The sequence below is a fragment of the Vibrio sp. OPT18 genome (assembly GCF_015163615.1).
Taxonomy (GTDB): domain Bacteria; phylum Pseudomonadota; class Gammaproteobacteria; order Enterobacterales; family Vibrionaceae; genus Vibrio; species Vibrio coralliirubri.
Window position 1 is genome coordinate 213,936 of record NZ_JADDYK010000048.1, and the last position, 12,302, is coordinate 226,237.

At 46.3% G+C, this 12,302-nt stretch carries 9 protein-coding genes; 8 read left to right on the forward strand and 1 reads right to left on the reverse strand.

What is annotated here, in order from left to right; all coding sequences use genetic code 11:
* The 6 genes from IQQ51_RS27030 to IQQ51_RS11940 form a co-directional block, all read left to right on the forward strand.
* Positions 1–605: amidohydrolase family protein (locus tag IQQ51_RS27030; RefSeq protein ID WP_228012829.1), on the forward strand; the 605-nt coding region annotated here is incomplete at its 5' end.
* A gap of 120 nt (positions 606–725) precedes the next feature.
* Entirely contained in the window at positions 726–1,118 is a 393-nt protein-coding gene (locus tag IQQ51_RS11920; protein ID WP_017065166.1) for a RidA family protein, read from the forward strand.
* 207 nt (positions 1,119–1,325) lie between these two features.
* Positions 1,326–2,834 (forward strand): sodium:solute symporter family protein, encoded by a 1,509-nt coding sequence (locus IQQ51_RS11925; protein WP_193841186.1) that lies wholly within the window; start codon positions 1,326–1,328, stop codon positions 2,832–2,834.
* Between the two features lie 92 nt (positions 2,835–2,926).
* Positions 2,927–3,874: a sugar kinase gene (locus IQQ51_RS11930; protein WP_193841187.1), complete on the forward strand. Its 948-nt coding sequence runs from the start codon at positions 2,927–2,929 to the stop codon at positions 3,872–3,874.
* A gap of 20 nt (positions 3,875–3,894) precedes the next feature.
* Positions 3,895–4,524, forward strand: a complete 630-nt coding sequence (locus IQQ51_RS11935) for a bifunctional 4-hydroxy-2-oxoglutarate aldolase/2-dehydro-3-deoxy-phosphogluconate aldolase (protein WP_193841188.1) — start codon at positions 3,895–3,897, stop codon at positions 4,522–4,524.
* Between the two features lie 127 nt (positions 4,525–4,651).
* Positions 4,652–7,102: a family 20 glycosylhydrolase gene (locus IQQ51_RS11940; protein ID WP_193841189.1), complete on the forward strand. Its 2,451-nt coding sequence runs from the start codon at positions 4,652–4,654 to the stop codon at positions 7,100–7,102.
* A gap of 119 nt (positions 7,103–7,221) precedes the next feature.
* Here IQQ51_RS11940 and IQQ51_RS11945 read toward each other — a convergent pair whose 3' ends face one another.
* On the reverse strand, positions 7,222–9,285 hold the full coding sequence (locus IQQ51_RS11945; RefSeq protein ID WP_193841190.1) for an ATP-binding protein: 2,064 nt from the start codon (positions 9,283–9,285) through the stop codon (positions 7,222–7,224).
* Between the two features lie 231 nt (positions 9,286–9,516).
* On the opposite strand from IQQ51_RS11945, the gene IQQ51_RS11950 reads away from it, so the two are divergent.
* On the forward strand, positions 9,517–10,857 hold the full coding sequence (locus IQQ51_RS11950; RefSeq protein ID WP_050643516.1) for a sigma-54-dependent transcriptional regulator: 1,341 nt from the start codon (positions 9,517–9,519) through the stop codon (positions 10,855–10,857).
* 320 nt (positions 10,858–11,177) lie between these two features.
* Positions 11,178–12,191 (forward strand): TAXI family TRAP transporter solute-binding subunit, encoded by a 1,014-nt coding sequence (locus IQQ51_RS11955; protein ID WP_050620281.1) that lies wholly within the window; start codon positions 11,178–11,180, stop codon positions 12,189–12,191.
* Positions 12,192–12,302 lie beyond the last annotated feature (111 nt).

A 12,302-nucleotide genomic window follows, 5' to 3' on the forward strand; every position in this document is an offset into this window, starting at 1 on the left:
ACTGCTACCCATATTCAGCGAGCTCTTCAACACTGGATCTGAAACAGGTGACGGACGATTTCGATATCTTCATCACTTGGTCTGAAGCAAAGCCAGAACATGCAGGAAAAACGCTTAAGCAGATTGCTGATCAAATGAATCTACCTCTGATGGATGCAGCGAAAGCACTTCAACCAGCCGGTGCGGTGTATCACTGCATGGATGAGAACGACGTAAAGCGCGTTTTGAAATACAAGTTAACCATGGTCGGTTCTGACGGTTTGCCGAATGACCCGCATCCACACCCAAGATTGTGGGGCACCTTCCCGAAAGTATTGGGTCACTACTGCCGAGATGAAAAACTGTTCTCGTTGCCAGAAGCAATTCACAAAATGACCGGAATGTCGGCTCAGCGTTACAACTTAGCGGGCCGAGGCGAAGTTCGCTGCGGTGCATTTGCCGATTTAGTTTTATTTGATCCAAAGAATATTAAAGACACAGCAACATTTGAAAATCCTATTTCAGTTGCTAAGGGAATAGAAAGCGTATTTGTAAATGGTGAGTTAACTTACCAGCAAGGAAAAGTGAAAAATAATCGTTCAGGCGTTTTTATTTACCGAAACTAGAATTTAAATTATTTATTAAATTCAGATAACTATAAAAACGGCGAATTAATTTAAATATATTGGAATAGAAACTGTTTTATCTATAAAGCCAATATTATCTATAAATAAGTGGAGTTAAAAATGACTATTAAACGTTACGGTGTTGAAGGCGGTACAGGTACAGGCGGACAACATTTACCATTTGCACGCGCAACTGAAGCGGGTGGTTTCCTGTACGTTTCTGGCCAGACACCGATGACAGATGGTGAAGTGGTTGAGGGTGGCATTGTTGACCAGTCTCGCCTAGCGATCCAAAACTGTGTCGATATCATGACTGAAGCGGGCTACGGCCTAGAAGACGTAATGCACGTAAAGGTTGTGCTAACGGATTCTCGTTACTTCCAATCTTTTAATAAGGTATTCAAAGAGTTCTTCGGTGCTAACCCTCCGGCACGCATCTGCATGGTCTGTGACCTAGTGGTAGACGTGAAAGTTGAAGTAGATGTGACTTGCTACCGCGCTGATCGCGTTTAGTTATAACCTAATCACAATAACCTACTTAGAGAGTATTAGGGGGAAAGCATCCCTGTTATTATCCTTTAATACTCTCACCCTACATTTATAAAAATTACTTTAATTAAAAAATATACAAAACCAATAAAGTAATTATATGAAATATAAAATGAATGAATCATAAATAAAGTTCAGGAATGAACTTAATATTTCACTGAGAGGTGTCAAATGAACAGCACACTTTTTCTTACAGGCTTCGGCGTGTACGTATTATTTTTAATTTGGTTAGGCTGGTTTGTCTCGCGTAATCAAAAATCTGGCGAAGATTTCTTATTAGGCGGCCGTGGCCTGCCATTATTCTTAGTTCTGGGTACAACCGTCGCGACTATGGTCGGCACGGGCTCAAGTATGGGGGCGGTTGGCTTCGGCTACGCGAATGGTTGGGCTGGTGCTCTGTACGGAATTGGCGGTGCTATCGGCATCCTATTGCTAGCCCTTTGGTTTGCTCCAGTTCGTAAACTGAACTTCATGACCATGAGTGAAGAGCTGGCTTACTACGTAGGCGCTAACCGAATCGTGAAAAACGTGGTTGGTCTGCTTATCTTTATCGCGTCAATCGGTTGGTTGGGTGCGCACATTCTAGGTGGCGGCATGTACCTAGCGTGGATTGCTGACATCGACCTTAACCTTGCGAAGATTATTATTGCTGCGGCATTTACTATCTACGTGGTGATCGGTGGTTACACAGCGGTTGTATGGACCGATACTATCCAAGCTATCATCCTTTTTGCTGGCTTCATCTTGATGGCGGTTATGTCTGTGGATCACATCGGTGGCATGGATAACCTTTACGCTGCGATGGACCCTGCTGCTACGAGCTTTTTAGCAATCGATAAACTGGGCATTCTGCCTGCTGTGTCTCTGGCTGTGGTTATCGGTGTGGGTGTACTGGCGACGCCTTCATTCCGTCAACGTATCTACTCAGGCAAAGACGTTAAAACCATTCGTCGCTCATTTGTTGCATCGGGTGTGTTGTACCTTTTCTTCTCAATCATCCCTGCAATCATTGGTATGGCTGCACACGCAATCGACCCATCATTGGATAACCCGAACTACTCGTTCCCTTACGTAGCTGCAACGGTTCTTCCTGTTGGTGTTGGCATGATTGTTCTTATCGCAGGCCTTTCTGCAACCATGTCGAGCGCAAGCTCAGATGCGATTGCGGGCGTGTCTATCCTACTGCGTGACGTTTACGTGATGTTCACAGGCCGCGTACCAAACAAAGAGTCAATGCTGAACTACTCTCGCTTGGCACTGATTGTGGTGATTGGTTTTGCATTGCTGTTCGCGCTGACGTCGAACGACATCATTGGCTACATCACTAAGATGATTTCAACGGTAATGTCGGGCATGTTCGTGTGCGGTATGTTGGGTAAATTCTGGAAACGCTACAACTGGCAGGGTGCGCTTGCAACGCTAGCAGGTGCTTCTGTGGCTTCATTCGTAGTGATGCTAAACGCTGATTACACGGCTTTCTGGGGCAACCCTGTGATTCCTTCATGTCTGTTTGCTCTAGCAGCAGGTGTGGCAGTGAGCCTATGTACTCCGGCTAACCAAGTAACACCAGAAATGGCGAAAGCGATTCTTGATGATGAACGCGCTCTGATGGAAATGTCTGACTCAGGTGTAATTGAAGAAGACGCTGCACCTCAACGCCCTGCAAATCAAACAAGCTAAACCTAGTCTCCACAACTGGTTTGTTTAATCCAGGCCCTGCTTAACGGTAGGGCCTTTTCTAAAGTCAATTATCTCTATTTTTAGGAGCGGCTATGTCAGCATCTTCTCTGTTCAATATTGCTTTCTTCGGCGAATGTATGGTCGAAATAAGCGGCTCTCCATTAACTAAAAAATTCGGTGGCGACACGCTCAATACCGCGCTTTACCTTTCTCGCTTAACCCAACATCAAAACTTGTCTGTTCATTACGCGACGGGTTTAGGTAGCGATGAACTGTCTCAAAATATGATTGATAGTTGGCAGCTAGAAGGTATTCAAACCAATTTCGTTGAACGTATCCCAAACAAGTTACCCGGTTTATACATGGTCGAAACCGACGAAACGGGTGAGCGACATTTCCACTACTGGCGCAACGACGCGGCAGTAAAATCTTACTTTCAAATCGATAACTTAAACAAGCTTGAAATCGCCCTGACAGAGAAACAAGTCGACGCGGTTTACATCAGCGGTATCAGCATCGCGATCTTGGATGATGCCTCTCGTGAGCGTTTATTCAAAGCCATTAGCGTGTTCTCAAATCAAGGCGGCAAGGTGATTTTCGATAACAACTATCGCCCACAACTTTGGAGCACCGAGCAAGCTCAACACTGGTATGCCAAGTTACTGCCATTGGTAGACATCGCACTGATTACCGAAGACGACGACCTGCTTGTGTGGGGCAACTCAGAAAGCGTTCAACAACGCTGCCTTCGTTTAGGTTGCCACGAGATCGTTATTAAACGTGGCTGCGAGCCATGCAAGATTGTTCAAGTTGAACAAGGCGATGTTGTTGAGAGCTATGTATCAGCGACTCGTGTTTCTAATGTGGTCGACACCTGCGCGGCGGGCGACTCATTCGCAGCGGGTTATTTGACGGCGCGCCTTACTGGTGAGAGCGCCATCGACGCCGCTGAACTTGGCCACCAACTGGCTTCCACTGTTATCCAATACTCTGGCGCCATCATCCCCGTGAGCGCTATGAGCCAACTGATTAAAAAATAAAATTAAAAAGCGGAATTATTATGTCTCAAGAAATGATCAACAAACTTAAGCAATTCAAAGTTATCCCTGTTATCCAAATCAACAAGGTAGAACACGCGATTCCACTGGCAAAAGTTCTAGTAGAAAACGGCTTGCCCGTTGCTGAAGTGACATTCCGCACTGAAGCGGCAGCAGACGCGATTCGTGCAATGCGCGATGCATATCCAGAGATGTGTATCGGTGCCGGCACAGTATTAACTCCAGCACAGATCGACTTTGCGAAAGAGTCGGGTAGTGAATTCATCGTGGCTCCGGGTCTGAACCCAAACACCGTAAAACGTTGCCAAGAGATCGGTATGCCAATCGTTCCGGGCGTAAACAACCCAAGCCAAGTGGAGCAAGCGCTAGAGCTTGGCCTTAACTTCTTGAAGTTCTTCCCAGCAGAAGCGTCTGGTGGCATCAACATGGTGAAATCTCTGCTAGCGCCATACGTTGATCTGTCTTTGATGCCAACGGGCGGTATCGGCAAACACAACGTCAATGATTACCTAGCCGTCGATCGCGTGGTGTGCTGTGGCGGTACTTGGATGGTATCTCCGAAGATGATTGAGAATGAACAGTGGGACGAGATCGCGGAGTTAGTTCGAGAAGCGGTCGCTCTTGTGGAATAAAGATAAGCGTTTGGAATAAAGATAAGTGTTTTAAATAAAGATAAACAACAGCAGTGGTTGATGGTTCTGTTTTGTGAATTGCCTCCGATAAACAAAACAGAACGCCCGTTATATAGGAAAACTAATAATGAAAAAAACTATATTATCCCTATTGATTTCAGGTTCAGTAGTGTCCCCAATGGCGTTAGCAATGGCTCCAAATACCGATCTAAATTTAATGCCGTACCCGCAAACGGTCGAGCTGCAAGCTGGGCAAGTGAAGGTCGACGGTAACTTCAAGGTTTACATCAAAGGCTTTAACTCTGACCGTGTTGAATACACGGCGAAACGCTTTATTGATCGCCTTGAGCGTCAGACAGGTGTGCCGATTTTAAACTGGCAGGTGGATAGCGCAGACCAAGCGAACTTGATCATTGATATCGATGCGGCGCCAAAATCTGAAGTACAAAATATCGACTCTGTAGAGTTCTACAAAATTACCACTCAGGGTGATCAAATAACGCTGAGTTCTCCAAGCCCATACGGCACTATTCACGGCATCGAAACCCTTTTGCAGCTCGTTGAAACGACAGCGACTGGCTACCACATTCCTGCTGTCACGATTGTCGATGAGCCTCGCTTCCGCTGGCGTGGTGTTTCTTACGATACCTCACGTCACTTCATTGAATTCGATGTGCTGATTCGCCAGTTAGACGCGATGGCTTCGGCGAAGATGAACGTCTTCCATTGGCACTTCTGGGACGACCAAGGTATTCGTATTCAAACGGAATCTTGGCCGCGTTTGTGGTCTGAAACCGCTGATGGTAATTACTACACCAAAGACCAAGTTCGTTACTTAGTGGAATACGCGCGTAACCTCGGTATTCGTGTGATTCCGGAAGTCTCTCTGCCGGGTCACTCTTCTGCGGTTGCTTATGCTTACCCGCACCTGATGTCGGGCGGTGAAAGCCAAAGCTATGAGCAAGAGCGTGGTTGGGGCGTGTTTGAGCCACTAATGGATCCATTGAATCCAGAGCTCTATGAAATGCTGGGCGACGTATTTGATGAAGTGACCGAGCTGTTCCCAGATGAATACTTTCACATTGGTGGCGATGAGCCGAACTATGCGCAGTGGAAAAACAGCGAGAAGCATCAAAAGTTCATTGAAGAGAACAATATCGATGGCGAGCGTGGTCTGCAGTCTTACCTCAATGTAAAAGTTGAGAAGATGCTCGAAGAGCGCGGTAAGAAGATGACGGGTTGGGATGAGATTTGGCATAAAGATCTGCCGACTTCGATCGTGATTCAAAGCTGGCAAGGGCACGATAGTATCGGTCGTGCGGCAAAAGAGGGCTACCCAGGCATTCTGTCTACCGGTTACTACCTAGACCAACCTCAGCCAACCAGCTATCACTATCGCAATGACCCAATGCCAAGTGGCATCACGGTTGACGATAAGCTGCACAGTGGCGAAAAGTTCGTGACGTATCAATGGGAGAAGCCACGTTCAAAAGGCGGCCCACGTAAGGGAACACTGACTATCATTGAAGCGAAAGACGGAACCTTCCGCGCGTTCAGTGATTACAACGGTAAGTCTCGTGAAGAGATCTACATCCTTGATTATGTGCCGGGTAAAACCTTTGTTGGTCACTTCGATAACTTCATGTCTTACACTGAATTCAACTTGAATCTGAATCCAAATGGGTTTGCTGAAGGCAGCTACCAGTTGATAGGTAACGTGCGTTGGCCAACCACAGGGGAAGTGATCGCGAGCAGTGATGTTGAAGGCAGCGTGATTCCTGAACCAAATGGTGGTTACCCTGCGGAATTAACAGATAAAGAAAAAGAGCTGATTTTAGGTGGCGAGATCACCATGTGGCTAGAGAACAAAGACAGCCTCACGGTTGAAAACTACCTATGGCCACGCAGCTATGCGATTGCAGAGCGCTTCTGGTCTGATGAAGAATTGACGGACGAGCGCAGCATGTACAAGCGCATGAAGGCAATGGACACATGGTCTGAAGTGTCGGTTGGCCTGCGTCACCATGCGGATGCCGACATGTTGTTAAAACGTATTGCTAAAGGGCAGGATATCCACGATCTACGCGTGTTAGTGAAATACACCGAGCCAGCACAGTACTATGCACGTAATTGGGAGAAGTGGAACTCTACGGAACCTAAGGGCACTTTATACAGCCAGTACGAGCGTCTAAATCGCTTCGTTGATGCACTGCCAGTGGAAAGCTACGCGGTGTATGAGATGCAAGACTTGGTCAATGAAGTCGCGACAGGCAATAAACAAGCACTAGAGCAACTTTCAGGGCATTATCAGCAAGCTAAATCGGCTGCACTTGCCGCTGAAGCAATCTTCGCTGGTAACGTGTCTTCGGTCGATACCGTGGTGGTTGCAGAGAAAACCGTTGAAGTCGCAGACTTGGCGTTAACCTTGATTGCTAAAGCACAAGCAGGCGAGAAAGTAAGAGCAGCAGACGTGAATGCCTACCATGCGATACTGTCTGATTCGGCGAAAATCTACGACGAATCGATCATCGCGATTGTTCGCCCAACAGAGCTACTGTTGAAGCAGTTGGCTGAGTAAGTCGCGAACTGATTAACTGATAAGTCACACGCCAATAAGTGAATCAAAACCGCCCTCTGTGGGCGGTTTTTTTGTTCTGGCTTCTTTATGAGGTGCGATTTAATGCTTTTTGTTAGTAATTACTTACTATCTATATTCTTCAGCGTTAACGTGAATGTCATGCCTTGGTCTGAGTTGTTCTTCGCTATCAAGGTACCTTGCATATCGCGCACGTTGTTTGCGGTGATGGCTAACCCCAGCCCCAAACCTTCGCCCATTTTTTTGTTGGTGTGGAAGGGTTCGAAAATGGTGTCGAGTTGGTCTTCTGATACACCGCAGCCATTGTCTTGCACCTTGATGATCACACGTTGTTGCTCGGCATGTGCACTGATAACAATGGTCGCGGGTGTTTGATTCTGAGTAGCATCGATGGCGTTTCTAAGCAGGTTACCAAGCACTTGGCGAAGTCGTGCTTCTTCTCCCATTACCATCGAAATATTGGAAGCGATACGCACACGAATATCGACGCTGTCTAGCTCGGTTTGATGAATACGCAGGGTTTCTTGCAGTGCGTCTGTTAGGGAGACAGGATAAGGTTTCTCAAGCCTTTGAAAGGCGAATGACTTCAGCTGGCTAGTCATGTTAGCCATTCGGTCGATTAGACTCATCACGAGATTCATGTTCGCTTTCAGCATCTTGGTCTCGCCTCTTTCCATCAGTAATTGATTACTTGAAAGCAGGGTTTTTAGTCCAGTAAGCGGTTGATTTAACTCATGAGTAATCGCACTCGACATCCGTCCTAGTGCAGCCAATTTGCTAGATTCGACCAGTTCTTGCTGCGCATCTTTCAGATCTTGAGTTCGCTCTTCGACTCGCAGCTGCAGCGTTTTATTGGCGTTTTGCACCGCAATTTCGGCTTTCTTACGTTTGCTGATATCGATTACGGTACACAGGTAGTAAGTCGTTGCATGCCAAGGAAAGGCGCTAATAGAGAATAAAACAGGGAAGTAACTGCCATCGCTGCGTCTTGCCATGGTTTCGACGCTGGTTATCTCGGCCAGTTCTTGATGCTGTTCTAAGTTCTTGAGCAGCTGTAAGGTGGTTGAATTCGGGTTACCTGCCTCAAATAACTGCCACGCCTTGATGTTATTGATCATCGAATTGGATAAGGAAAAGTAGTTCTTCGCCATCAGGTTGATATCGTGAATGCGTCCGTGTTTATCGATCAGTATTAGCCCTACATGGGTTTTGTTGATCATCCCAGACAGTCGTTTCTCAGACTCCTCGATAAGCTTTTGGATTCTCAGATTGCTGAGCTTTTTCTGGCGTCTTTGATAAAGAATAACCAGTAATAACAGGACGAAAAGACAGCCAACCGCGACACTCCAGCTGATCCAGTTAGTGGTTTGGTTGAGGCTAGTTAATGGGGTGAGGTAGGTTAAACGCCAATTAAGGTCATCTAACTTGATTGACTGAATCAGGTAATCTTTATCTTGCAGTCGCCACACGCGTATATGGGTTTGGTCGTACAACTCGCGTTTTGTGGCTGTAGGCTGAGAGTTGAAAGTGTCATTGAACCAATCGGCACTCAGTCGGTGATCACTTGAGAGAAAGAACTGATCGCGAGGGTTTTGGAATAGTATCGCTTCACCATCGGCAAACCATTGATCGGTGAGTAACGATAAGTCGATTTGCACCGCCACAATACCGACTATATCTGACGCACGATAAACAGGCGCCGCAATGAAGTAATCGGGCGTTACGCCTTTGTTTTTTGTCACCACCGAAATCGCCCCACCTTGCTGGTGGATCTTAGACACGAGCGTGCTGGCGTTCTTTTTGCTCAGCTTGCTTCTTTCTACGCTAGAAACCAACAGTTCACCGTTACCAGAAAGCAGATACCAGCCCTTAGTGTTGGCAGCTTTGTCCAATTGAATCAGCTGCTTCTTGATACGTTTTTCGAGTAGTTGTTCACCATCAATAAAACGGACGCTGGTCTCATCGTTGGTCACCAGATAGGGCAAATAATAGAAACGTTTAAGCGTGCGCCTTGCTTCAGCAATGTATCCAAGAAAGCGTTGTTCCGCATAACGTTGCGCTTGTTCAAGCTTCCATTGGCTGATTCCATTCTTGGTGGTGACCTGCACTAAACCAATCAATAAACAAGCACACAGGAATAACCAATATCGATTGTTACTAACCATTCTTGATTAAATCCTTTTAAAATTAGTGGCTTGTCTCTTTGAAATCAGCGAGATGCGAAGCTTCGCTGCTTCACGACTTGGAAGGTGAAGTGTGGGACAAATCGAAGCTAACAAACATTATAAAACTGTTAAAGGAGTGTTATTCAAAGTGGGAGCTAGCTCCTTTTCGACTGCGGTTTTTTTGCATACCGTGGATGACATTAATCAGATGTAGAGCGGCGGAACCAAACTATGCAGCGTATTGCTTTAATTGAAGATGACGCGATTGTGCGTCAAGCAACCAGCCAATGGTTGCAGCTGGCGGGCTTCGATGTCACCGCATTTGAAGTAGGGCAAGATGCGTTAAATGCCGTAGATCAGGGTGATTTTCAGACCATTATCACTGATGTTCGTTTACCTGATATTGATGGTGTTGAACTGCTAGGGCGTTTCAAATGTCTTGTGCCAGAGGTGCCTGTTATTTTGATTACTGGACATGGCGATGTCGACATGGCCGTCAAGGCCTTACAGCAAGGTGCCTATGACTTCATTGAGAAGCCATTCGATCCAGAGCGTTTGTCTCAAACGGTATCTGAAGCCGTCGACAAACATCAAAGTGGCCAAGATAGAATCAGTCGCCAAAGTTATCTAGATAATTTGAAAGGCATTGAACAGGTGCTGATTGGTCGCAGTAAGGTGATGTGTGAACTGCGAGAGCAAATCCAAAAAGTCGCTTCCATAGACACCAACGTGATCATTTATGGTGAAACCGGCTGTGGTAAGGAGTTGGTCGCCTCTTGCTTACATGAATTCAGCCAACGTAAAACCCATCCGTTTGTGCCGCTCAACTGTGGTGCGATTCCAGAAAACCTCTTTGAAAGCGAGCTGTTTGGTCACGAAGCTGGGGCATTTACTGGCGCTGCTAAGCGACGCATTGGTAAGCTTGAGTTTGCCGACAAAGGCACCGTGTTCCTTGATGAAATTGAAAGCATGCCACTGTCGATGCAAGTCAAAGTGCTGCGTACTCTGCAAGATAATATCGTGGAACGCGTCGGCGGTAATCAGCAACAAAACGTCGACCTGCGAGTTGTGTCTGCCTCGAAAAGCGATCTACTGAATCACCCCGATTTTCGCCAAGATCTTTTCTATCGTTTGAACGTTGCACAGCTGCATTTACCTCCACTCAGTGAGCGCGAAGAAGATGCCTTACTTTTGTTTGAACACTTCACCCAGGAAGCCAATCCCGAAACACGAATCGCCAGTGAGGCTGATCGCTATGCCTTGTTGTCTTATGCATGGCCGGGCAATGTGCGCGAACTACGTAACGTGGCGATTCGTTTTGCATTGGATGAAAGCCTGACTGTTGGCGATATTTTAGCGTGCCGCCCGAACTCTGTCACAGAGTCCACAACGGCAGGCATTCCATTGGCGGTTCAGGTACAAAGCTTTGAAAGGAAGGTCATTCACGATGCGCTAGTGCGTTATCAAGGGCGCATCAATGATGTGATGCAAGATTTGGATTTACCCCGCCGAACATTGAACCAAAAGATGGTGCGTTATGCGTTGAACCGAAGCGATTATGTCGATTCGTAAGTGATGACGAGATGAGAGGAGCTGTCTAAATCAATGAGCAAAAAATGGCTCACCTCATATTTGTTACTTTATAAATATTGATCACATAAATATGACGCAGTGTGACTCAGCTACCTTTAAATAGATGTTAAAGCTTGCTTCGGATAAGCAAAAAACAGCTCATCCAATAGCGACTAAATAAGCAAGAAATAGCTCACTTTAAGTGGTTGTTAAAATAAAGTTTAATTAAAACAAATGGTTAAATATTGGCATTGCGCTTGCTATCTAGCAATTGTTGTTAACAAAAATATAACGTGAATAACTCTACATGGAGAGTAACAATGAAATACAACAAGCTAGTTAAAACTTTAGCAATCGCAATGGCCTCTATTGGCCTTATCAGTAACGCCTCAGCTCAAGAAGATCGCAGCTACATTTTAGCGACGGCTTCAACGGGCGGTACTTACTATCCAGTGGGTGTGGCTTTAGCGACATTGAGCAAAGTTAAGCTTGCGCCAAAGCAGCACTTTTCTTTGGCGGCGATCAGTTCTGCAGGATCGGGCGAGAACGTGAAACTTCTCAATGAGAACGAGGCACAGTTTGCCATTCTACAAGGTCTGTATGGTGCATGGGCGTGGCAAGGGCTTGGTCCATATGAGAAGTCAGGCAGTCAAAAACAACTGCGTTCAGTCTCAATGCTATGGCAGAACGTGGAACACTTTATTGTGCGCTCTGATCTGACAGAAACGGGCACCATGAGTGATTTAGAAAATCTCAACGGCAAAAAATTCTCTATCGGTAAGAAGAACTCAGGCACAGAGAATTCAGGACGCCAGATCATGCAAGGCCTGTCGGTTAACCCAGAACAATTTAAACTTGCCTTTATGGGTTACGGCGGCAGTGCCAGCGCACTACAGAATGGCACGATTGATGGTATGAATACGCCTGCTGGCGTGCCTGTTGGTGCAGTAACTCAGGCATTTGCGGCCTTGGGTGAAGACATTCAAATCCTGTCGTTTACTGATGCACAGATCAAACAAGCGAACGGTGATTACAATATCTGGACTAAGTATGAGATCCCAGCCAACACTTACCCAGGTGTTGATAAGCCGATCACGACTATCGCACAACCTAACTTCCTAGCCGTTCGTGAAGACATCTCTGAAGAAGATGTGTATGAGCTCACCAAAGCGATCTATGAAAACCTACCTTTCCTACAAGGTATCCACAAAGCAACTAAAGCAATGGCACTCGAGAAAGGGATCGCAGGTCTACCTGTTCCGCTTCACCCAGGCGCAGCACGTTACTACCAAGAAGTGGGCATCGATATCCCTTCTGAGTTGATCGTCAACTAGCTGTTTGCCATCAACTAACCCCTTCGTGACTTCATTGCTTGGTGCACGCTCGCTCAAGAATGTGTTCGTGCACCACCTCACTTTATGGATTTTCTCTGCGCGTTTGCTGTG

Excerpts from the sequence above, each read along its gene's own strand:
- IQQ51_RS11920 (WP_017065166.1), top strand. The coding sequence starts at position 726 with ATGACTATTAAACGTTACGGTGTTGAAGGCGGTACAGGTACAGGCGGA.
- IQQ51_RS11935 (WP_193841188.1), top strand. The coding sequence starts at position 3,895 with ATGTCTCAAGAAATGATCAACAAACTTAAGCAATTCAAAGTTATCCCT.
- IQQ51_RS11955 (WP_050620281.1), top strand. The coding sequence starts at position 11,178 with ATGAAATACAACAAGCTAGTTAAAACTTTAGCAATCGCAATGGCCTCT.
- IQQ51_RS11950 (WP_050643516.1), top strand. The coding sequence starts at position 9,517 with ATGCAGCGTATTGCTTTAATTGAAGATGACGCGATTGTGCGTCAAGCA.
- IQQ51_RS11925 (WP_193841186.1), top strand. The coding sequence starts at position 1,326 with ATGAACAGCACACTTTTTCTTACAGGCTTCGGCGTGTACGTATTATTT.
- IQQ51_RS11945 (WP_193841190.1), bottom strand. The coding sequence starts at position 9,285 with ATGGTTAGTAACAATCGATATTGGTTATTCCTGTGTGCTTGTTTATTG.
- IQQ51_RS11940 (WP_193841189.1), top strand. The coding sequence starts at position 4,652 with ATGAAAAAAACTATATTATCCCTATTGATTTCAGGTTCAGTAGTGTCC.
- IQQ51_RS11930 (WP_193841187.1), top strand. The coding sequence starts at position 2,927 with ATGTCAGCATCTTCTCTGTTCAATATTGCTTTCTTCGGCGAATGTATG.